Origin of the sequence: Acinetobacter sp. V104_13 (genome assembly GCF_031798995.1) — a bacterium.
Taxonomy (GTDB): Bacteria; Pseudomonadota; Gammaproteobacteria; order Pseudomonadales; family Moraxellaceae; genus Acinetobacter; species Acinetobacter pittii.
Genome location: NZ_JAVQNP010000022.1, coordinates 30,934 through 53,894, shown reverse-complemented (window position 1 = coordinate 53,894; position 22,961 = coordinate 30,934). Strand labels below are relative to the sequence as shown.

Annotated in this window: 22 protein-coding genes; 5 read left to right on the top strand and 17 right to left on the bottom strand. The window is 34.5% G+C overall.

The genetic code is table 11. The annotated features are described in order from the left end of the window. Nucleotides 1-2: 2 nt before the first annotated feature. The 17 genes from galU to tviB form a co-directional block, all read right to left on the bottom strand. Nucleotides 3-878 carry a UTP--glucose-1-phosphate uridylyltransferase GalU gene (gene galU / locus RMB06_RS07390; protein ID WP_311078982.1) on the bottom strand — a complete coding sequence of 292 codons (876 nt, stop codon included), beginning with the start codon at nucleotides 876-878 and terminating at the stop codon, nucleotides 3-5. 24 nt (nucleotides 879-902) lie between these two features. Continuing rightward, the gene (locus RMB06_RS07385; RefSeq protein WP_311078981.1) at nucleotides 903-1,523 is read right to left on the bottom strand and encodes a sugar transferase; all 621 of its coding nucleotides are present in this window, start codon (nucleotides 1,521-1,523) and stop codon (nucleotides 903-905) included. A 12-nt stretch (nucleotides 1,524-1,535) separates the two neighbouring features. Further along, the gene (locus tag RMB06_RS07380; RefSeq protein ID WP_311078980.1) at nucleotides 1,536-2,366 is read right to left on the bottom strand and encodes a glycosyltransferase; all 831 of its coding nucleotides are present in this window, start codon (nucleotides 2,364-2,366) and stop codon (nucleotides 1,536-1,538) included. A 92-nt stretch (nucleotides 2,367-2,458) separates the two neighbouring features. Beyond that, nucleotides 2,459-3,574, bottom strand: a complete 1,116-nt coding sequence (locus tag RMB06_RS07375) for a glycosyltransferase (RefSeq protein ID WP_311078979.1) — start codon at nucleotides 3,572-3,574, stop codon at nucleotides 2,459-2,461. Between the two features lie 9 nt (nucleotides 3,575-3,583). Then, entirely contained in the window at nucleotides 3,584-4,648 is a 1,065-nt protein-coding gene (locus RMB06_RS07370) for an EpsG family protein (protein WP_311078978.1), read from the bottom strand. Beyond that, complete coding sequence (wecB, locus tag RMB06_RS07365) at nucleotides 4,648-5,784, bottom strand: non-hydrolyzing UDP-N-acetylglucosamine 2-epimerase (RefSeq protein WP_014208051.1); 1,137 nt, start codon at nucleotides 5,782-5,784, stop codon at nucleotides 4,648-4,650. The genes RMB06_RS07370 and wecB overlap by 1 nt, the downstream gene beginning before the upstream one ends. Nucleotides 5,785-5,804: 20 nt before the next feature. Then, nucleotides 5,805-6,911, bottom strand: coding sequence for a glycosyltransferase (locus RMB06_RS07360; protein WP_311078977.1), 1,107 nt, complete (start codon nucleotides 6,909-6,911; stop codon nucleotides 5,805-5,807). A 94-nt stretch (nucleotides 6,912-7,005) separates the two neighbouring features. Continuing rightward, nucleotides 7,006-8,406, bottom strand: a complete 1,401-nt coding sequence (locus RMB06_RS07355; RefSeq protein ID WP_311079032.1) for an oligosaccharide flippase family protein — start codon at nucleotides 8,404-8,406, stop codon at nucleotides 7,006-7,008. 8 nt (nucleotides 8,407-8,414) lie between these two features. Next, nucleotides 8,415-9,545: a TDP-N-acetylfucosamine:lipid II N-acetylfucosaminyltransferase gene (locus RMB06_RS07350; RefSeq protein ID WP_311078976.1), complete on the bottom strand. Its 1,131-nt coding sequence runs from the start codon at nucleotides 9,543-9,545 to the stop codon at nucleotides 8,415-8,417. A 12-nt stretch (nucleotides 9,546-9,557) separates the two neighbouring features. Next, entirely contained in the window at nucleotides 9,558-10,187 is a 630-nt protein-coding gene (locus RMB06_RS07345) for an acetyltransferase (protein ID WP_311078975.1), read from the bottom strand. A gap of 4 nt (nucleotides 10,188-10,191) precedes the next feature. Further along, nucleotides 10,192-11,295, bottom strand: a complete 1,104-nt coding sequence (locus tag RMB06_RS07340; RefSeq protein ID WP_311078974.1) for a DegT/DnrJ/EryC1/StrS family aminotransferase — start codon at nucleotides 11,293-11,295, stop codon at nucleotides 10,192-10,194. Beyond that, nucleotides 11,292-12,170 carry a glucose-1-phosphate thymidylyltransferase RfbA gene (gene rfbA, locus RMB06_RS07335; protein WP_311078973.1) on the bottom strand — a complete coding sequence of 293 codons (879 nt, stop codon included), beginning with the start codon at nucleotides 12,168-12,170 and terminating at the stop codon, nucleotides 11,292-11,294. Before rfbA ends, RMB06_RS07340 begins: the two co-directional genes overlap by 4 nt. Next, complete coding sequence (rfbB, locus tag RMB06_RS07330) at nucleotides 12,170-13,228, bottom strand: dTDP-glucose 4,6-dehydratase (RefSeq protein ID WP_311078972.1); 1,059 nt, start codon at nucleotides 13,226-13,228, stop codon at nucleotides 12,170-12,172. Before rfbB ends, rfbA begins: the two co-directional genes overlap by 1 nt. Then, nucleotides 13,225-14,307 (bottom strand): DegT/DnrJ/EryC1/StrS family aminotransferase, encoded by a 1,083-nt coding sequence (locus tag RMB06_RS07325; protein WP_311078971.1) that lies wholly within the window; start codon nucleotides 14,305-14,307, stop codon nucleotides 13,225-13,227. Before RMB06_RS07325 ends, rfbB begins: the two co-directional genes overlap by 4 nt. 1 nt (nucleotide 14,308) lies before the next feature. Continuing rightward, the gene (gene wbpD, locus RMB06_RS07320) at nucleotides 14,309-14,887 is read right to left on the bottom strand and encodes a UDP-2-acetamido-3-amino-2,3-dideoxy-D-glucuronate N-acetyltransferase (protein ID WP_311078970.1); all 579 of its coding nucleotides are present in this window, start codon (nucleotides 14,885-14,887) and stop codon (nucleotides 14,309-14,311) included. Beyond that, nucleotides 14,884-15,834 (bottom strand): Gfo/Idh/MocA family oxidoreductase, encoded by a 951-nt coding sequence (locus RMB06_RS07315; RefSeq protein WP_311078969.1) that lies wholly within the window; start codon nucleotides 15,832-15,834, stop codon nucleotides 14,884-14,886. Before RMB06_RS07315 ends, wbpD begins: the two co-directional genes overlap by 4 nt. Before the next feature lie 32 nt (nucleotides 15,835-15,866). After that, the gene (gene tviB, locus RMB06_RS07310) at nucleotides 15,867-17,162 is read right to left on the bottom strand and encodes a Vi polysaccharide biosynthesis UDP-N-acetylglucosamine C-6 dehydrogenase TviB (protein WP_311078968.1); all 1,296 of its coding nucleotides are present in this window, start codon (nucleotides 17,160-17,162) and stop codon (nucleotides 15,867-15,869) included. A 361-nt stretch (nucleotides 17,163-17,523) separates the two neighbouring features. On the opposite strand from tviB, the gene RMB06_RS07305 reads away from it, so the two are divergent. The 5 genes from RMB06_RS07305 (at nucleotide 17,524) to RMB06_RS07285 (ending at nucleotide 22,920) form a co-directional block, all read left to right on the top strand. Beyond that, nucleotides 17,524-18,624, top strand: coding sequence for a polysaccharide biosynthesis/export family protein (locus tag RMB06_RS07305; RefSeq protein WP_311078967.1), 1,101 nt, complete (start codon nucleotides 17,524-17,526; stop codon nucleotides 18,622-18,624). Nucleotides 18,625-18,628: 4 nt separating this feature from the next. Next, entirely contained in the window at nucleotides 18,629-19,057 is a 429-nt protein-coding gene (locus RMB06_RS07300) for a low molecular weight protein-tyrosine-phosphatase (protein ID WP_014208041.1), read from the top strand. A gap of 18 nt (nucleotides 19,058-19,075) precedes the next feature. Then, complete coding sequence (locus RMB06_RS07295) at nucleotides 19,076-21,259, top strand: polysaccharide biosynthesis tyrosine autokinase (protein ID WP_311078965.1); 2,184 nt, start codon at nucleotides 19,076-19,078, stop codon at nucleotides 21,257-21,259. A 191-nt stretch (nucleotides 21,260-21,450) separates the two neighbouring features. After that, nucleotides 21,451-22,176, top strand: coding sequence for an FKBP-type peptidyl-prolyl cis-trans isomerase (locus tag RMB06_RS07290; RefSeq protein WP_014208039.1), 726 nt, complete (start codon nucleotides 21,451-21,453; stop codon nucleotides 22,174-22,176). A gap of 48 nt (nucleotides 22,177-22,224) precedes the next feature. Further along, the gene (locus RMB06_RS07285) at nucleotides 22,225-22,920 is read left to right on the top strand and encodes an FKBP-type peptidyl-prolyl cis-trans isomerase (RefSeq protein WP_199114013.1); all 696 of its coding nucleotides are present in this window, start codon (nucleotides 22,225-22,227) and stop codon (nucleotides 22,918-22,920) included. The last annotated feature ends 41 nt before the right edge of the window (nucleotides 22,921-22,961 follow it).

The window sequence follows — 22,961 nt, the reverse complement described above, 5'->3', positions numbered from 1 at the left end:
TACTACAACTTAAGTTCTTGAATTAACTGTTTAAATTCTGACCCTAATTTAGGATGTTGAACTCCATAATGTAATACAGCTTTTAAATAACCAAGCTTACTACCGCAGTCAAAAGTTTGGCCTTGCATACGATAGGCTTCAACAATATCTGTTTCTTGTAACATCGCAATCGCATCTGTTAACTGAATTTCATTACCTGCACCTTTTGGCGTGTTTTCCAAAAGTTGCATAATTTTTGCAGGCAAAACGTAGCGACCAACTACAGAAAGATTAGAAGGTGCAGAGCCAACAGCAGGTTTTTCAACAATGCCTTGCATAGCAATACTTTCACCCTCATTAGGGCTATGTGCTACATCTACAATCCCGTATTGATCCACAAGGTTATCAGGTATTGCTTCTACCATAATCTGTGCAGCTTGAATTGCATTATAACGTGCAATCATACGAGATAAATCATTTCGGCCCGAGTCGTCTTTCACCAAAACATCTGGTAATAACACAGCAAAATCATCTTGACCAACAATACTCTTTGCACATAAAACCGCATGCCCTAACCCTAAAGGCTGAGGTTGTCTTACACTTACAACACTCACATGGGGTGGAACAATTTGTGTAATTTCTGCAAGTAAATCAAATTTCTTTTTTTGCTCTAATGTAGTTTCTAATTCAAAGTTTCGATCAAAATAATTTTCAATCGATGCTTTTGAAGAGTGAGTCACCAAAATAATCTGCTCTATTCCAGCATCAACTGCTTCACGCACTACATATTCAATAGCTGGACGGTCAACAACTGTTACCATTTCTTTTGGAATTGACTTACTTGCTGGTAAAAAACGTGTACCTAAACCAGCTACTGGTAAAACTGCTTTTTTGATCATACGGTAGTTTTCAAGATATAAAATTTACTTTACAGACGAGTCGATATTTTCTTGGGTATTATTGCCTTTAAACAAAGAAGGTCCAACATGCCCTGGTGCATTAATGCCTTCACGCTTAGTCATCACTTTGACTGTTTTAAACATAATTTTAAAGTCGACCCAAACATTGTGATTATCGACATACCAAACATCACATTTAAATCGTTCCTCATAATCTAGTTCATTACGGCCACTTACCTGAGCCAAACCAGTCATTCCAGGACGCACTTCTAAACGACGTGCCTGCTCTGGTGAATATAATGCAACAAAGTCTTTAAGCATTGGACGAGGTCCAACTACACTCATGTCACCTTTCAGTACATTAATGAGCTGAGGCATTTCATCTAAGCTTGTAGAGCGCAATTTCTGACCAAATGGGGTAATACGTGCCTCATCTGGCAATGGGTTTCCTTCTGCATCAAAAGCATCTTTCATTGAACGGAACTTAATCATTTTAAATAATTTTCCGTCCTTTCCTGGTCTTTCTTGATAAAAGAATATGGGTGACCCTAAATTTTTACGAACCTTATAAGCAACAATCAGAAATATTGGCGACAGCACAGTTAAAGCTATTAAAGAAATGACTATGTCTACTAAACGCTTCATATTTTCATTCACTCATTTTTTAATATCTTTACGAAGAAAGGTATTATAAATTTTACCCAATAAATTTGCTGGTAGCAGTCTAAACGCAGACCGTACCAGAAACAGCATGTTAGCATATAGAGGATTTTGTAACTTTAGTTGTTTTTTTAAATCTAGTAACTGTTTTTCACTTTTAATATATTGGAAACCTTTACGGCGTCCATGCATACCATTATCGATACGAGCATAGACCAATACATCTTGTACATTCTGAACCTTATACTCTTTGGCAATCACACGCAAAAAGAGATTGTAGTCTTCCATCCATAAATGGTGTTGATATCCACCTACCTCTAAAATCTTCGATTTTCTATAAGCAATTGTCATATTATTAAAAGGACTTTGTTTTTTTGCGTATTGGCGAAGCTCTAAATTTGTCAATGGAACATTTCGCATACCAGAAGGTGAAGAGATATCATCAATAAACTCTATAATTTGACCACCTAAAATTACTAATTCAGGATCATTTGATAAAATTTTAATTTGCTTTTCAAAACGATCCGGAACACTGATATCATCAGTATCCACAATACAAACTATTTCATTAGTGCATTGCTTTAGACCAATATTTTTTGCTTTACCTGTACCTACATTTTTAGCAAGTTTAGTAACTTTTAAAATATCTTTTAATTTCTCTTCCCAATATTTAATTATTAGATCTAACTCAGGAGTTAATGGGCCATCTTCTACCATGATAATTTCAGAAGGTTTCACTGTTTGATTATTCCAAATACTTTCCATACACGCATTAAAGTGATCTGGCTGCTCTTTAAAATAAATGGAAATTAGTACAGAAAATTTCATTAATTAATATCCTGATAAACATAGATAATGGTACATAGCATTCATATAAAACCTAAGAAACAAACTTAAATGGAATTTAAACTTAATAAATTTCATTTAATTAAAAAATTACAATACTTTTTTATAGAATCAATAAGCTTATCTTCTTGATCCTCCCAGGTCATGTCATTTTCATATTTACTATATTTATTAAAAAAAACTGTAGTATTAGACTTTAATTTCTCTTTAATATCATTAGGTGAGTATTCATCAACAATAATAACACTAGAATTATCTTGTAAATCCTCAGCCATTTTTGTCTTCTTAGATAAAACAATTCTTTTTTCAAAGAAAGAGCATTCAAAATACTTATTAGAAATTGCATAAACAGCATTGAAATCATTTGTAGGATAAGCCGCCCAAACTAAATCCGACTTTTCATAAATATATTTAAGATCAGAAGGCTTATATCTTCCAAAAAAGAAAACCTGCTTTTCCAATTTATAAAAGTTAACAGCCTTTACTAATTTATCAAGATCCGGACCGTCGCCAAAGACAAAGAAACAAATATTTGTATCTTTTATCGCTAATAATATATTTTCAATAATATCCAAATACCGAACCACTCCAATCCACGCTACATTTTTAGAGCCTTTAGGAATTTTATCATCATAACGCTTTATCCAATCTGGTTCAGTTGATGTACTATTAAGCAATTCTGTCGATGGATAATTTTCAAAGATATAAGACTTTACTTTTTTTGAATAAAGAGGTTTAAAGTGTCGTGAAGCAAAAATTGTCAAGTTTACGAACTTTAAACATATTTTCTCAATATAAATAATTATTTTTCTTATTATATTATTTGATAAAGTAGGTAAATCTAAACAGTCATAGATTATCTTTACTTTCCAATTCCAAATGAGCTTTAACAGCACGGCACAAATTAATGAGTCCCAATGACTTGCAAAAAAAACATTTGGTTTTTCTTTCTTACAAACTGAATAAATATGAATAAAAAAAAGAGGAAGTTTTAATAATTTTTTTAATTGATTTCCATAACCTATATTCGTATCTAAAATATAAGTTCCTTCTAATTCTTCTTTGACCCCTACTGAACCTCGATTCCAAGCAACTACAATAACTTTAAAGTATTTCTTAAAAGAATTTTTAAATCGCTCAGTTCTAGAATTAATTGGCCAAGTTGTATCTATTAGCAAAATTTTTTTCATCTCTATTTTCTACCAAAAAAATGCATAAGGTTGAGCTTTTAAAATTAAAGATGCGGTATATAAAAAATAGAGAAAAATAAATACCGAAGACATTACCCTTTTTGATCCCATATTTTTCTCTATTAAAAGGTTGTATACTTTAGCCAACCATGGAATAGTAACTACACTTATAAGCAAAAATAAATAACTAACACGCCAAGCCATAATTACAACGTGTGAAAAAATAACCATCAGCAAGGCACCAATTATATATAATTTGCAATAATACATATCAAAATATTTAGGAATATGCTGTTGACACTTAAAGATCAAAAAGACCACTCCCATAGCTAATATAATACGAGGATCATATATAGCCATAGGATATCCATAATCATCTGAAGCAAGATAACTTAATAGAAAATCTGACAATCTAGTTAAATGTAAAATTTCGAATATTTTTAGCAAAATTTGAAAGGGAGAAACAAAGACTAACATTGCAAAAGCAATGATTGTGGCATAAAATAATTTTTTCAAACTCACTCTAGCTAAAAATACTAAAACCAATATTAAAGCTGAAGAGTGAAATGAAGCGGCAATCACCAAAGCTAATAATGCTATAAGCCATCTTTTTTTATAATAAAGAATCATAAAAAGCAAACCAAAAGCCGCTGCAACAGAAGTACGACTTGTTTGCATATTCATTGCTAAAAAATATGGCATCCAAATTAATAAAGATAATATTTTATAAGGTGAGTATTTATAAATTATATATGTAACTGGAATTAATGCTAAAGTAGCCATGGCGACAATAATATATTGCTCACCAAGACCCAAAGAATGACCTAAAAAAGAAAGTAGTCGAAAGCCAATTTCTGCATGTATCTCAGGATTTATTACCTTTTCAAAGGTATCCGTTGTTGAATATAATCGTAAATAAGCATCATAGTCACCTGTACCAGTTCCTCCTACCCTAAAAGCAGAGAATATCAACATCCATAAGCTTAAAATAAAGAAGAAAATTTTATCTATTTTTTTACCATCAAATAGAGTACCAAACATGATGGCAAATAATAAGGTAAAATAAGGTACCATTAAAAATTTTCCTTAATAAAATCAATTATTCTCTGGCTCGCCAAACCATCTCCATATGGATTATTTGCACGAGACATTTGCTGATAAATTTTAGGATCATCTAATAATTCTTGGACAGCCAAGGTAATGGCCTGATAGTGTGTTCCCACCAATTTTACTGTACCAGCATCAACAGCTTCTGGACGCTCTGTTGTATCACGCATAACTAAAACTGGCTTACCAAGTCCTGGTGCTTCTTCTTGTACTCCCCCACTATCTGTAAGTACTAAATAAGCATGCTGCATCAGATAAACAAAAGGCTCATAACTTAATGGAGCAATGAGATGAACATTATTCAAACCACCTAATAATCGCTTCACAGGTTCTTGTACATTCGGATTAAGATGAACTGGATAAATAAAATGAGTTTCAGGGTTCACCTTAGCAAGTGAAGATAAAGCTTTACAAATATTCTCGAACCCTTCTCCAAAATTTTCTCGTCGATGCCCAGTAATTAGAACATAGCGTTTATCTATAATTGTATCTTTTAAACCTGCTTGTTCTAGAATTGAACGAATAGAGATCTTCATTTCACTAGAGTTTTCTATTTTCTTTACTACCCACTGCAAAGCATCTATTACAGTATTTCCTGTAATTTTAATTTTTTCTAAAGATATATCTTCATGTAATAAAGCTTTTTGATTTCGCTCTGTAGGAGCAAAATGAAGTGCAGCTAATCGTCCCGTTAATACACGATTTGCCTCTTCTGGCCATGGTGAATACATATTGCCTGTACGTAAACCAGCTTCTACATGTCCAACAGGAATTTGCTGATAAAAAGCAGCTAAGGATGCTGATAGAGTAGTTGTTGTATCTCCATGTACTAAAATTAAGTCTGGGCGAAAATCTTTAAGTACATCACGGAGACCTAGCAAAGCACCCGCTGTAACATCATACAAATCTTGTCCAGCTCTCATTAAATTCAAATCATAATCAGGTTGAATTTCAAACAGTTTTAAAACTTGATCAAGCATTTCTCGGTGCTGGGCAGTTACAGCAACTCGAGATTCAAAATAATCATCTGCAGCTAACGCTTTAACTAAGGGAGCCATTTTAATAGCTTCTGGACGGGTACCAAATACTGATAGAATCTTCATAATGTATCAAAGCTCAATAACTAATATAGATGTTTAGAAAGTTTTTCTTTCCATAAATCAAGTGAGAAGTCTTTTTTAATCTTAAGATGAGCAGCATCAGACATCTTTACATACTCAGTTTGAGAAAGGGATAGTGCACGCATCATAGCTTTAGCTAAATCAAAATCCGTAGCGACAATACCATTCACACCGTCTTCTATTATAACTTCATAACCATCACCTGGATAAATAATTGGTACAAGACCAAAAGACATTGCTTCAAGCAAGGCATAATTAGCTAATATTACATCTGCAGGTAAAATAAAAAATTTATAATCTTTCATTATATCTTTAATATTTTTAACAAACCCATAAACATCAACAAAATCATTTAATTTTAGCTCATTATATAATTTCAATGTTTTTTCAGAATATGGGGTACCTCGTGGAGCATAAACATTATTTGAAATGGAATTAAATCCATATATGGCCGCCGAGTATTCCACATGATCATCTCTTAAATCAGCCAAAGCCTCTACCAAAGACATAACATGTCTACCCTCAATTACAGCATTAGCATATATAAAAGTTTTTCTTTCTTTATTAACTAGGGCAGGGTTAATCTCTAAGACCGGAACACAGTTATATATTTTTTCAATTTTATCCAACAATTTAGGGTTTATATCTTTTATTGTTCTTATATGATGGTGTTCTTTTGCATAAATAGTATTCGTGAATACCAAGCAAAGCCTTGACAAATGCATCTTCGCATTAATAATAATGCGCAAAAATAAAGAATTATTATTTGCATCTTGTTTGTCGCCAACAAGCTCCCCACCAATAAGCCAAAATCTAACATTAATGCCTAACAATCTAGCAACTAATATATAGAAGATTGATAATATAGAATAATCATAACAATCAATATTTTTAGGGCGAAATTTATATAATACAGTTAAATAAGTATATACTCGTTTAAATTTATTTGTTCCTGCATAATAAAATTCTTCATTAATAGAGGAATCATTATTATTTCTTTCGGCATTTAACAACACCTTAGCATTAACGTCTATATCTTTATATGAATCTAATAAATACTGATATTTATGCGGGAAAAAAGGTAATCCAACAATTAGTAACTTTTTCATAGCACAAAAGCCTTAATAAACTGACGTCTGGTACCTAATACAGTCAGAATTTTCATAACACCGCTCTCTAACAGAACCACTAGAACTTTAAAATTTAACCCAACTGCAATAAAGATTTTAACTTTATGTTTTTAAACAAATAAAAACCAAAGAATAATGCAAAAAGCCACATCCCTATTCGTATATAAATCTCAAATGGAGCAAAAACATTGATTATAGACAAAACCATCAACAAAGCTGTAACAACATAGGCTTTCTTGGTAACGAAATCTCTCCAAACTTTTTTAGAAAGTTCAGTTCTAAATAGATAGAAACACCAAAAAGCCAAAGCAGTCGATATAGCAGCCCCACTAGCACCATACAAAGGTACTAAAATATAATTACTTACTAAACTGACTAACATCGCCAAAATAGAAGCTAGCATAGAGAATTTTGTTTTACGCGCAATTGTGATCCCTATCGCCGTTGTTTCCGATAAGGTAAAAAATAACGGCCCTAACAAGCAGATACACATTAAAAATTGAATCTCTACATAAGTCTTAGGCAATAAAAATGGTAGTACCCATGAAAACAAGCCTGCAAGAACTACGACAAAATAGATGGCAGCGAGAACATATTCTGAAATATCATCAATTTTTTTATAATCGACATTCCCTTCACTAATCCATTTAAAAACCATGGGAGACCAAATAGTATTAAAAATACCTGAAATAAGAGTTGCAACAGCAGCAATGCTCATTGCAACAGAATAGACACCCAACTCTGCATAAGTTGACATACTACGTAAAAATAGCCTGTCCATTACATTTAAGCCCCAAGATGCTAATCCACCTACAACTAAGGGTAATCCAAAAGCTAAACTCACTTTAAACTGTTGCCAATCAAATTTAACTTTTATTGCTGGTATCCAGTCTTGTCGTGTATTCCATACATATACAAAAAAAGCAGCTATTAATGACAAGGCATTTGCCGTCAAAAGCGTATAACTATTTTTGTCAAAATTAAACCAGACGACACTGAGTACAAACACCAAAAAAAGTATTTTAGGCAGCAACTGGCTCATAGAAAAAGCCAGAGCTTTTTCTTGCATTCGCAGGATAAGGGAAAGAAAACGGGCAATTAAGGCAACAAAAAAACAAATAATACTTAGTAGGCTTAAATATATACTTGAAATACCATACAATAATTTAGAGACAATAGATGTGTCATATAAAGTTACTACAAAAAGAGAGATAGAACCAAGTATTAAGCCTGGCCAAAGTACTACTTTAAATAATAGAAATTTATTCTCTACTTCATGATACTCACGAACATACGCTTGATCTAAGCCCAAACAAAACAGTAGTATAAAAAAACTGGTACAGACTTGGAGCATTGAAATACGGCCGACATCTTCTACAGAGTAGAACCATGTAATCATTGGTAAGGTAATTAAACCTATAAGTCCTGAACCAATTGGACCCACTGCATAGGCCATAACTTTTTTTAACAAAATAGAACCTCTTACTTCGTAGCTAAAGAAATTATTTTTTTTGTTTTTGCCATAATAACTTCTTCACTCCAAAATAATTTTAACTTCCTTCTATTAGATTCGACCTCATCTATAGTTAATTTTTTATCTAAAATTTCTGGATTAATTAATATATCCTCAACAAGATATACCGTAAAATTATTTTCTTTAAGAAAACTATAGACCGGATTTTCTTTTCTTAGATAAATTTTGGCCCCTAGATATAACATTAAAATAATATTGCCAACAGCTTGTTGACGCACATGATTCATAATAACATTACCGCAGCTTAGAACCATTGAAATATATTCCTCAATAGGTAAAAGCTGTAATAATGGAGTAAAATTAGTTTTTAAATAACTTTCACCAATTGAACGTATTTTTTTTTGATATTTTAAGTCTCCATAGCTCAATGGACAAACTACAGACTTATCTTTTAAATTAATTCCACTTAAGAATTTTATGGCTTCTATATGATTACATGTAGCAGATGAACTATTGCCTAAAAGAATATCATTATCAGAAACCTGCCTATTCTCAAATCCCTTTATAAAATCATGTTCAAGAACACCATAGTTAAAATCTAAATATTTCGGTATTTTTTGATTATTAAATAATTTTTCAAATAAAACATATTCACTCTCCAGAACAGGGGCAAAATAATCTATTTTCCTAATAATTTTTTTCTTTTGAATATTTCTATAAACAGATAATATTGGCTTACAAGTCTTATAATATATAAACTTAATAAAACCTTTTTGCATTAAAAGCGAATTAACACAAGCTTGTGTCTCTTTTAAAAGAATTTGTTGAGGAAATAAATCATAATAATCATACCCCCAACCTATCCATATTACTTTAATGTGAGCTGGTTTTTTTTCAATAATATCAAACCAAATACTATTGAGAGCATGTACTACAATCAAATTATAATCAAGCTGATCAATTACATTTAAGAGTTCATCTTTTTTATTAATGTAAAAACATTTACCTTCAAATTTTTTAAGTCTATTACCACCAAATTTAACAACTATATTATTCTGAGGTGAAGCTTTTTCAAAATATTGCAACGCAATATCTGTAAAAGAGTCATCCACACATAAATGTAAGATATTATTACTCATCTTTCACCGTTATTAATATAGAGATTTTAAAAATTTAGCAGGGTTTCCAACTAAAACTTGATTTGTTAAAACATTTTTAGTAACAACAGAACCCATACCAATCATAGCTCCACTCTGTATTAGGGTCTTTTCTTTGATCGAAGCATTAGCTCCTATCTCAACTAAAGACTCTAGGTGCACATCACCAGATACAGAAGCATTAGGCGCTACTGTAACGTAATCTCCTATTGTTGCCCCATGAGACAAAACCGCATTCGTGTTTATAATACAATGGCTCCCTATTTGAACGTCTATCGTTAAAATACTTCCAGCACAAATCATTGTTCCTTCTTGGATGCAAATATTTTCTCCAATAATTGCTGTAGGATCAATTAGCGTAGCAAAAGCAAGATTTTTTTTATGAAAGAAACTTTCAACAATTTTCTTTCTTGCTCGTGGAGAACCAATAGCAACTATAAATTCACAATCTTCAAATCGAGTACATTGATCTAACATCCCTAAAACAGGAATACCAGAGATATTACTTCCCTGTTTCTCAGGGGTATTATCTAAAAAACCTCTGATTAATCGACCGCAACGTTTAGCCAACCAAGCTATTTCTTTTCCGTGCCCACCAGCACCAATAATAATAAGATCTTTCATTTTTTTATGAATTAACATCTTTTATTAAATTGACTACATATTCACATAATTCAACTGTTAAATGTGGATACATAGGTAAACACAATACATGCTCCGATAGATATTTAGCTTTAGGAGTTAAAGTCTCAAACTTTTGATAAGGTTTAAATTGAGTAATTAGAGGATAGAAATACTTACGTGCAAATACATTATTCTCTTTCAGAAAAGTAAACAATTCATCACGAGATAATTTATATTCATCTTCAACAACTATTGGAAAATATGAATAATTATCTATATCTACATAGATTCGTGGAAAACATTTTATTCCTTTCACATCATTTAGCAAACTACGATAAAGTTCATCAACTTTCTTTCTTGCTTGTAGAGTTTCATCAATAGTCTTAAGTTGTAAAAGTCCTAAAGCAGAATGAACTTCACTTAACTTACCATTTAATGAAATATCCTCAACATTGGTCTCATCGACAATACCAAAATTTTTTAATCGATCAATTTTTTGTTTAGTTGCAAAGTCTTTACAAACAATAGCTCCACCTTCAAAAGTATTAAAAACTTTAGTAGCATGAAAGCTTAATACGCTTAAATCACCATAATTAAGTAAACTTGTACCGTTATATTTAACTCCAAAAGCATGAGCTGCATCATATAATAATTTAAGTTTATATTTATCTGCTATTGATTGTAGCTCTTCAACATTGCAAGGAATTCCATAACAATGAACAGGTAATATCGCCACAGTCTTATCAGTTATAGCTGCTTCAACAGCAGAAGGATCAATATTAGAAGTTTTGTCATCAATATCAACAAAAATAGGAGTTAAATTATTCCATACAATTGAATGAGCAGTTGCAATAAATGAGTAAGGAGTAGTAATTACCTCACCTTTATCAAGCCCTAAAGCCTGTATCGCGGTAACTAAAGCGATGGTTCCATTGTTAAATAAAGATATATAGGGAACATCTAAATATTCACAAAGCTTTTGCTCAAGTTGTTGATGCAGTGGACCACAATTCGTTAAAACTTTATTTTTCCAGATTTGTTCCAGATAAGGAGTAAAATCTTTTAAATCAGGTAATAATGGTTGAGTTACATAAATTGGCTCTTTCATATTTCAACAACCAAAGAAATTAAATACTGACCATAATCATTTTTACTCATACTCTGACCAATTTCTAACACTTTCTGTTTAGATAACCAGCCATTATTTAGAGCAATTTCCTCAAGACAAGCTACTTTATAACCTTGCCTTTTTTCAATTGTTTCAACAAATTGAGCCGCCTCTAGCAAGCTACTATGTGTACCTGTGTCTAACCACGCAAAGCCTCTGCCTAAAAGCTCTACATTAAGTTCGCCACGTTCCAAATATATTTGGTTAACTGTAGTAATTTCTAATTCACCGCGTTCAGATGGTTTTACCTGCTTTGCGATTTCAATAACCTCATTATCATAAAAATACAGACCAGTAACAGCGAAATTAGATTTTGGCTGTTTTGGTTTTTCTTCAAGCGAAATAGCACGTTTTTGTCCATCAAACTCAACTACACCAAAACGCTCTGGATCTTTTACCTGATAACCAAATACTGTAGCACCCTTTTGACGTGAAACCGCTTGACGGAGCATTGGAGTAAAGCCTTGACCATAAAAAATATTATCGCCTAAAACTAAACAAACATTACTGTCACCAATAAACTCTTCGCCAATTATAAAAGCCTGAGCTAATCCATCTGGACTAGGCTGGATGGCATAATCTAGTTTTATCCCAAACTGTGAGCCGTCCCCTAATAGACGTTTAAATCCATCAATATCTTCTGGTGTACTAATAATAAGAATTTCATTAATACCTGCTAGCATTAATACTGAAATCGGATAATAAACCATCGGTTTATCATATATGGGTAACAGTTGTTTAGATACACCCTTTGTAATGGGGTATAAACGTGTACCTGAACCACCCGCTAAAACTATACCTTTTGTTGTTTTCATTATACATTCTCCCCCAATCGTTCTCGTTGGTAACTGCCATCTTGTACTCTTCGGCACCAGTCCAGATTATTTAGATACCATAAAACAGTTTTCCGAATACCAGTTTCAAATGTTTCCTGTGGCAACCACTTCAAGTCATTCTTGATTTTTGTCGCATCAATTGCATACCTTAAATCATGCCCTGGGCGATCTTTTACAAATGTAATTAAAGATTCATAAGATTGTTGATTGTCTAATGGCTGCAACTCATCTAAAAGTGAACAAATTGTTCTAACTACTTCAATATTTTTCTTCTCATTATGCCCACCAATATTATAAGTTTCTCCAACTTCTCCTTCTGTTAAAACAGTATATAAAGCTCTGGCATGATCTTCTACATAAAGCCAATCACGAATTTGGTTTCCATCGCCATATACTGGTAATGGTTTTTTATCTAGAGCATTTAATATAATTAAAGGAATTAATTTTTCAGGAAAATGATAAGGACCATAATTATTAGAACAATTGGTTACTAGCGTTGGAAAACCATAAGTTCTTTGCCAAGCTCTCACCAAATGGTCTGAACTAGCTTTACTAGCGGAATAAGGAGAACTCGGCGCATAAGACGTTGTTTCGGTGAATAAGTCATCTGTCCCCTCCAAGTCACCATATACTTCATCTGTAGAAATATGATGGAAGCGGAATTTATCTTTTTTTGTAGATTCCAAACTATTCCAATATTTTCTCGCCACTTCTAATAGAACATAAGTGCCTACAATATTTGTCTGGATAAATGCTGCAGGTCCATCAATTGAACGATCAACATGCGACTCAGCAGCCAAATGCATTACAAAATCTGGCTGGAATTGCTCAAAAGCATTTGTTAACGCCAATTCATCACATATATCTATTTGTTGAAATTCATATCGATCTGACTGGTCTATTTCCGACAAAGACTCCAAGTTTCCAGCGTAAGTAAGCTTATCAATATTTAATACTTGGTTCAGCGTATTATTGATAATGTGCCTAATAACGGCAGAACCAATAAAACCAGCCCCTCCTGTTACTAAAACTTTCATAATCCTAAAGCCTCTACTATCTCAATTTGTTGTCTTTCTTGTAAATAAGGATGCATAGGTAAACTCATTACTTTTTCAGCAACCGCATCTCCAATAGGGAGATGAATCTCACTATCCGCTACAGCAGGTTGCTTATTAAGTGGAATAGGATAATGCACAGCTGTTGGAATACCTTGAGCTTTTAATTTCTCTTGTACTTCTGCACGGTTATCAATCTGAATCGTATACTGTGCCCAGGCACTCGTATTATATGACTCAATAAATGGGGTAGTATTAATACCTGCTTGACTAAATAATTGATTATAAATTTCAGCTACTTTTTGACGTGCTTGAATTTCATCATCCAAAATTTCTAATTTTGGTAACAAAATAGCTGCTTGTAAGGTATCTAAGCGGCTGTTCACACCCACACGAATATGGTGATAACGCTTATCTTGGCCATGACGTGCAATCTGACGAATCACTTTAGCTAGTTCATCATCATTGGTAAAAATGGCACCACCGTCACCATAACAACCTAATGGTTTGCTTGGGAAGAAACTCGTGCAAGCAACAGTACTTAGGTTACAGCTTTTACGACCTTTATAGGTTGCCCCAAAGCTTTGAGCTGCATCCTCAATAACAGGAATACCATATTTTTCCGCAATTACATTGATTGCATCAAAGTCTGCACACTGACCATATAAACTTACAGGAATAATAGCCTTGGTCCGAGGTGTAATTGCTGCCTCTAGTTTTTCAACGTCTAAATTATAAGTCTTCGGATTTACATCGACATAGACAGGTTTTGCACCTAAGAGTGCAACTGTTTCAGCAGTAGCAATATAAGTGAAACCCGGAGTAATCACTTCATCACCTAGCCCAATACCAAATGCCATTTGTGCAATTTGCAAGGCATCTGTTCCATTGGCGCAAGTAATACAATATTTAGCACCCACATAAGCAGCAAGCTTTTCTTCTAGCTCAATTACTTCTGGGCCTAAAATATATTGTCCATGTGTCAATACATTTTGAATACCAGCATCAATTTTATCTTTAATTCGATTTTGCTGTTTTTTTAAATCAATAAAGTCAATCATATTAACCTTGCTTTGTTAGTGTCGTTCCATCGAGTTGATAAACTGCTCCTGTATGTGAACAGGTTACTTGAGCTTGCCCCTGTAAAGGTAAATCAAGCTGTTCACCGAATTCACTCATCCACCCAATCTGTTTAGCCGGTACACCCACCATCAACGCATAAGCTGGTACATCTTTATTCACTACAGCACCAGCCCCAACAAAAGCATAAGCACCAATGGTAACACCGCAGACAATAGTACAGTTTGCGCCTAGCGTAGCGCCCTTTTTCACCAAGGTATCTCGGTATTGGTCTTTACGCTCTATGAGAGAACGCGGGTTATATACATTTGTAAAGACCATGCTTGGGCCACAAAAAACACCCTCTTCCAAAAATACATTATCGTAAACCGATACATTATTTTGGACTTTACAGTGATCACCAATTACAACGCGGTTACCCACAAATACATTTTGGCCTAAAGATACGCCTTTACCGATTTTGGCTCCACCGCAGACATGAACAAAATGCCAAACACGGGAGTCCTCACCAATTTGTGCACCATCATCGACTATGGCTGTTTCATGTTGATAAAAGCTCATGCTTTTTTCACCTTTGCCAATAGTGGATGTGGATTTTCTGGGTTTTCAACAATTGGAGAAACGCGAATCACTTCAACCGTCTCAATCGCTGCACGGTTTTCTTCAACTCCATAACCTTTACCTTCCAATACACGCTGGTAACTCTGTGTATGTAAATCGGTAAAGCCACCTGAAAACTCAAGCTCTTCATTTTCAATGGTAATACTACGATAAGTCAGCTTTTCACCTTGTACAGCATTCTCTGGTAGGTTATTCGCATCAATTGACAAGAACCAACGTACACGCGCACGCTCATATTCTAAATAACCCGAAGCGGTTTTCTCATCACGGAAATGCACTTCATTTTTAACAATTTTGCCAAAAATAAAATGCAACATGTCGTAAAAATGTACGCCAATATTAGTTGCTACACCACCTGATTTATTATCTACCCCTTTCCATGATTTTAGATACCATTTACCACGAGATGTAAGATAGGTAAGGTCTACGTCAAATACTCTGTCTGCTGGTGCAGCTTGAACTTTATCACGCAAAGCAATAATTGAGGGATGAAGGCGTAATTGTAAAATTGAGTTTACTTTAGCACCATATTGCTTTTCATATTCAGAAAGCATATTTAAGTCTTCTGAATTAAGCACCAATGGTTTTTCGCAAATGACCTCAATGCCATTTTTCAAAGCATATTTCATATGCGGAGCATGTAGATAGTTCGGTGAACAGATCGCTACGTAATCTAACTTTTCACCTTTTAGTTTTTGGTCTTCTACATAAGCTTCAAATTCTTCAAACTCGGTAAAAAACTCAGCTTCTGGAAAATGGCTATCCATAATCCCAACCGAGTCATTTACGTCCATAGCAACTGCTAAGGTATTACCAGTTTCTTTAATAGCTTTTAAATGACGTGGTGCGATATAACCAGCAGCACCAATAAGTGCAAATTTTTTCATAATCAAAACTTCAATTTAATAATAAGATAAAATTAGAGACGGAATACAGTAAAACCAGCATCTGACATTTCGGTGCGGTCAAAAAGGCTCTTTACATCAGCCAATACAGGTTTTTCACATTTCACATAATTTCGTAACTCATTTGCAGAAAGTGAGCGAAATTCGCTATGACCTACTGCAACAATGACGCTATCTACAGGATTTTGAGCATCAACTTTTCCAAGCTCAATACCATATTCATGCCTAACTTCATCTGCATCTGCCCATGGGTCTGCTACAACAACTTGTGCACCCCAGAACTCTAACTCTTTAATCAGATCAGCTATTTTACTATTACGAATATCAGGACAATTTTCTTTAAAGGTTACTCCGAGCACACCAACTTTTGCACGGGGCACATCAATACCATTTTGAAGCATAAGTTTAATAGTATTACGTGCAACATAGCGTGCCATATTGTCATTAATACGACGACCAGCAAGAATTACTTGTGGATGATAACCAACTTCTTCTGCTTTATGAGTCAAATAGTAAGGGTCTACACCAATACAATGCCCCCCCACTAAACCTGGACGGAATGGTAAAAAGTTCCATTTACTACCTGCGGCCTCTAACACATCTAAAGTATCAATACCAATACGATCAAAAATGACAGACAGCTCATTTACTAAAGCAATATTTAAATCACGTTGCGTGTTTTCAATTACTTTGGCAGCTTCTGCAACTTTAATGCTAGATGCTTTATGAGTGCCAGCAGTAATAATGCTTGCATAGACTGCATCTACAGTATCTGCTACTTCAGGTGTACTACCACTCGTAATCTTTTTAATTTTAGTCAATGTATTAACTTTATCACCGGGATTAATACGTTCAGGACTATAACCAGCAAAAAAATCTTGATTAAATTTCAATCCAGAGACTTTTTCTAATATCGGGATACAAACTTCTTCTGTAGCACCTGGATATACGGTAGATTCATAAACTACAATATCGCCTTTCTTCAGAACTTGCCCGACAGTTTCACTCGCTTTTTTTAAGGGAGTTAGATCAGGACGGTTCACCTGATCTACGGGAGTAGGAACAGTTACAATAAAAAAATTACTTTCTTCTAAATCCGCTAGATTTGCACTAAAACTTAATTGTTCTGCTTTTTGAAGTTCTTCTGGTGTCACTTCCAGCGTATGATCTTGTCCACTCTTTAGTTCATTAATACGATTTTGATTAATATCAAATCCAATTACTGGCCCTTTTTTCCCAAACTCAACCGCCAATGGCAAGCCTACATAACCTAAACCTATAATCGCTATTCTTAAATCGGCAAGTTGCATAAAAGTTAGCCTTATTCCTTACAAATTGTATATATTAAATAATGATACATGTTGACCGAATATCGTCGTGCGTAACTATATCAGTTTTTTTTTAATCCCCGTAACTCATTTGTATAAATGTGTTTACAATACAAATGCTGCCTGTTAAAGAATATATTTTTTAGTCTCCCTTTTTAACATTCCAATCGATTTTTTATACTCAACTTGACCTATATATATAAACTAAACATACAAAGCTCTACTATTTTTCGGTGTTTTTTGATTTCTTTTCAGCTAGAATCTGTTCATCCTGCGTTTAATAGATACTTGTTACTATGCAGTGGACGATATCAATTAAAGATAAATACACAAAGGGTTGCGTGTGAAGTATTGCCAGTTTTTTTCTATTCTTGCCTTAAGTTTGAGTGCTGCCAGCTGTGCGGTTACTTCGGGTTTACAAACTTACGATATTCCAAGTGAGGGGATTTATAAAACAGATCTCGGCACCACAGTTAATGTCGTTAAAATTTCTCAAGAAACAATACCAGCAATTCAACCTGCTCAAATTGACTATCAACGCGACTATGCAAGCTTATTTAAAACTCAGCAATCTATTTATCGCCTGAGTCCAGGAGATGTTCTCTCTATTCAACTGTGGGCGTACCCTGAAATTACTCCTCCTATTAATGGGATTAGTAACGAGCAATCTATTCAAGCTAACGGCTATCCAATTGACCAAACTGGTTACATTCAATTCCCTCTAGTTGGCCGTTATAAAGCTTCTGGAAAAACACTTGCTCAAGTAAACCGCGAACTTCGTAGTCAGCTTGCTCGTTTTTTGAAGAATCCAGACGTTGTAGTTCGAGTAGTCTCTTATGAGGGTCAGCGCTTCTCAGTACAAGGTAGTGTCACTAAAGGTGGTCAATTTTATTTAAATGATCAACCTGTCAGTATTTATACTGCGTTAGGGTTAGCTGGTGGTGTAACTACAACTGGTGATAATACTTACATTCAACTCATTCGAAATGGCCGAACCTATAACTTAAATACGATCGATCTAGAAAAAGCCGGATATTCCTTACATAAACTACTCGTTCAACCGAACGATACCATTTATGTAAGCACTCGTGAAAACCAGAAGATCTATGTAATGGGGGAAGCTGGAAAAAGTCAAGCCCTACCAATGCGTGATCAAGGTATGACTTTAAGTGATGCCTTAGGTGAAAGTTTAGGTATCAATCCAGCTTCTGGTAGTGCAAGTAAGATTTATGTAGTGCGTACTAATCCAAACGATCATACTACTGAAATTTATCATTTAAACCTATTAAGTATTGGTGACTTTGGTTTAGCTAATCAGTTTAGACTACGTAGTAATGATATTGTCTATGTTGATGCGACAGGCTTGACACGTTGGCAGCGTGTGGTTAACCAGATTATTCCATTCTCAAATGCTTTATACAACATAGATCGTTTGGGACAATAAAATTATGCAAATCAAAAACATTTTGGTGGTTTGTATTGGAAATATCTGCCGTAGTCCTATGGCAGAATATTTCTTAAAACAACAATACCCCCAATTAAATATTGAGTCTGCTGGCATCTCTGGACTCGTTGGGCATCAAGCAGATAATAAAGCGCAACTTTGTATGCAGCGCCTTGGAATCAATATGATGCCTCATATCGCAAGAAAGCTAAATGCCGAACATATTAAAAAAGCTGACCTTATTTTGGTCATGAGTCTCAACCAGCAAAAACATATTGAACAAACTTGGCCCTTTGCAAAAGGTAAAATCTATCGCTTAGGGCATTGGCAGAACAAAAATGTGCCAGATCCTTATCAGCATGACCAAGCAGTTTTTGATGAAACTTGCCAACTTATTCAACAGTGTATTGCTGACTGGAAACCTTATATTTAACGCCAAGATTTTAAGCTTATGAACCAAAATACCAATACCGAAGATACAATTGATTTAAAAGAATTGTTTTTTTCACTAATTGCCCAATGGAAACTTATTGCGCTCTGCATTATTTTGAGCCTCGTATGCGCTTTACTGTATTTACGCGTAACGCCAGATACCTATTCGGTGGATGCTTTGGTTCAGGTTGAAGATAGTAAAGGGGCTTCTGCCGCTCTTTTAGGTGAACTATCAAATGTTATGGAGCAAAAATCACCTGCCCAAGCGGAGATTGAAATTTTACAATCACGTCTGGTTCTAGGCTCTGTAATTAAAAACTTACATCTTGATATACAAGTTTCCAGCACAGAAGATACTCTTTCTCATCGCCTATTGAGTGATACTGATTATAAAACTGAATACACTAAAGATGGTGTTTTATTTAAAGATGGGCTAAAAAGTTTTGAAATCCGTCAATTTGAAATTCCAGCTTACTATTTAGATAGAAATTTAATTCTTAATTTTGATAAACAATCCGTGCGTTTAAGTGATGCTAGTACTGAGCAGACTATTCTAACTGTACCACTTAATCAGTTAAATCAAGTCACAGGTCCACATGGCTCTTGGAAAGTTGCTATTTTTAGTAAAGATCAATTTGATACTTCTTATAATATTAAGCATTTATCTTTACCTGCAGCAGTTGGTTCAATTAGCTCAAATTATTCTGTAGCAGAACAAGGAAAACTAACTGGTGTTCTAGGACTGACTTATCAAGGTCAAGATAAAGAACATATTACTAAAGTTTTAAATGCGATTTTGGCAACTTATAGTGCTCAAAATATTGAGCGTCGCTCAGCAGAATCAGCTCAAACATTAAAATTCTTAGATGAACAACTACCCGATCTTAAGAAACAGCTTGATGATGCTGAACGTGAATTTAATAAATTCCGTCAACAATATAATACAGTTGATGTAACTAAAGAATCTGAGTTGTATTTAACTCAAAGTATTACTTTAGAAACTAAAAAAGCTGAGCTTGAACAAAAGCAAGCTGAAATGGTAGCAAAATATACTGCTGAACATCCAGCAATGCGGGAAATTAATGGACAGCTCGCAGCTATTAATAAACAAATTGGTGAGTTAAATAGCACCTTAAAACAGCTACCTGATGTACAACGCCAATATTTACAATTGTATCGTGAAGTAGAAGTCAAGACTCAACTCTACACAGCACTTCTCAACTCTTATCAACAACTTCGTATTGCCAAAGCAGGCGAAATTGGGAATGTGCGTATTGTTGATACGGCTATTGAACCTGTTCAGCCTATTAAACCGAAAAAGCTTTTGATTCTTATTTTATCTGTTTTTGTTGGTGGCGTTACTGGAGCCATAATTGCATTACTACGTAATATGTTACGTACAGGTATTAAAGATTCTGGCCAAATTGAAAATGAGTTAGATCTGCCTGTCTATGCGACTGTACCCCGCTCTCCAATTCAAGAGAGTCGTATTAAGATTTTAAAGAAGAAAAAGAGCATTCCTATTCTTGCTGTTAAAAATAGTGATGATATTGCAATTGAAAGCTTACGTAGTATTCGTACAGCCATTCATTTTGCTTTAACAAATGCGAAAAATAATATCATTATGATCGCAGGCCCTTCTCCAGAAGTGGGTAAATCATTTATTTCAACGAATCTTGCAACTATTTTTGCGCAAGGCAACAAACGAGTGCTATTGATTGATGCCGATATGCGCCGCGGTTATATGCATAAGTACTTCGATGTAGATGTAAAACCTGGTCTTTCTGAACTACTAAGTGGACAGGCAGACTTTCAACAGGTTCTCCACAAAACTCAAGTTGCTAACTTAGATGTGATTACCCGTGGTAAAAGTCCAACGAACCCTTCGGAAATCTTAAGCTCTAATCAGTTTAAAGATTTGCTAGAAAAGGTTCAAAGTGAATATGACCACATCATTATTGATACTCCACCTGTCCTTGCAGTAACCGATGGTATTATTATTTCACAATATACTGGTGTGAACTTAATTGTTGCGCGTTATGCTAAGTCGCAAATGAAAGAGCTTGAATTAACGCTTAATCGCTTTGAACAAGCAGGTGTTAAAGTCAACGGCTTTATCCTTAACGATATTCAACGTGCGAGCGCGGGTTATGGTTATGGCTATAACTATGCCTATGCTTATAAAGCACAAAAAGAAGATTAATCGTAAAATGATAAGAGAACCGGATCAAATGATCCGGTTTTTTTATTTAAGATTTTTTAAGTTTATTCCAACTAAAACTAACTAAAATATATAAAAAACCACTCGTTTTTTTTCTTAAACATTCTATGCTTAAGCATGCTAAGATCAAAAGCAGCCTTTTTAGACTCAAATGATTATTTTTGGAACCTTTTATGAGTAAAGCCTTACCCATTGCTGTCGCTGTAGTTTTAGGCGGTGCTGCACTTGTACCAGTTTATTATGCAAGCCAACATCCGACCACAGAAGTCGGAAGCAAAGCAAATAAAAATGCCTCTCCAATTGAAAAAATCAGTTATGTTCTTGGGTACGAAGTTGCTCAGCAAACTCCACCTGAACTTGACACAAAATCATTTGTGAAAGGGATTCATGATGCTCGTAATAAGCAACCAAGTGCTTATACTCAAGAAGAGTTAAAAGCTGCTGTTGCTGCTTATGAAAAAGAATTGCAGCAAAAAATGCAACAACAAGATAAACCAGAGCAAGCTGCTGGAGCAGCGTCTGAATCTGCAGATGTTCAATTCCTTGCAGAAAATAAAACAAAAGCTGGTGTAAAAACTACAGCATCTGGCTTGCAATATATCATCACTAAAGAAGGCACAGGTAAACAACCAACTGCGCAGTCTATGGTGAAAGTACATTACGAAGGCCGATTAATTAATGGTCAAGTATTTGATAGTTCTTATAAGCGCGGTGAACCAGTTGAGTTTCCACTCAATCAGGTTATTCCAGGTTGGACCGAAGGGCTTCAGCTCATGAAAGAAGGCGGCAAAGCGACGTTCTTTATTCCATCTAATCTTGCTTATGGTCCTCAGGAACTTCCTGGCATTCCAGCAAACAGTACGCTGATTTTTGATGTAGAACTCATTTCAGTGAAATAAATACATTCAGGAGAGTAAAACAGTACTCTCTTTTTTTTGGAAAACGGCATGAAAAAAATTGGTTTAATTATTGCAACATCAACGATAAGTTTATCTGTTTTTGCTGCTGCACCTATTACAAATAAAAGCCCGGCGAAAGAACAATTTAGCTATAGCTATGGCTATTTAATGGGCCGTAATAATACTGATGCTTTAACAGATCTAAATCTTGATATTTTTTATCAGGGTTTACAAGAAGGTGCTCAGAACAAAACCGCACGCTTAACTGACGAAGAAATGGCGAAAGCGATTAATGATTATAAAAAAACTTTAGAAGCTAAGCAGCTTGTTGAATTTCAAAAAGTAGGACAACAAAATGCTCAAGCAGGTGCTGCATTTCTTGCTGATAATGCAAAAAAATCGGGCATAATCACGACTAAATCAGGTCTCCAATACCAAGTATTAAAAGAAGGTACAGGTAAAAAACCGAAAGCTGTATCACGTGTTAAAGTAAATTATGAAGGTCGTTTACTTGACGGAACTGTGTTTGACAGCTCAATCGCACGTAATCATCCAGTTGAGTTTCAACTCAGCCAAGTGATTGCAGGCTGGACTGAAGGTCTGCAAACCATGAAAGAAGGCGGTAAAACCCGTTTCTTTATCCCTGCAAATCTCGCTTACGGTGAAGTCGGTGCAGGTGATACGATTGGTCCGAATAGCACTTTAATTTTCGATATTGAATTGCTGCAAGTTTTGCCAAAATAAATGTATTAGTATAAAAAAAGCGATCATTTAAGATCGCTTTT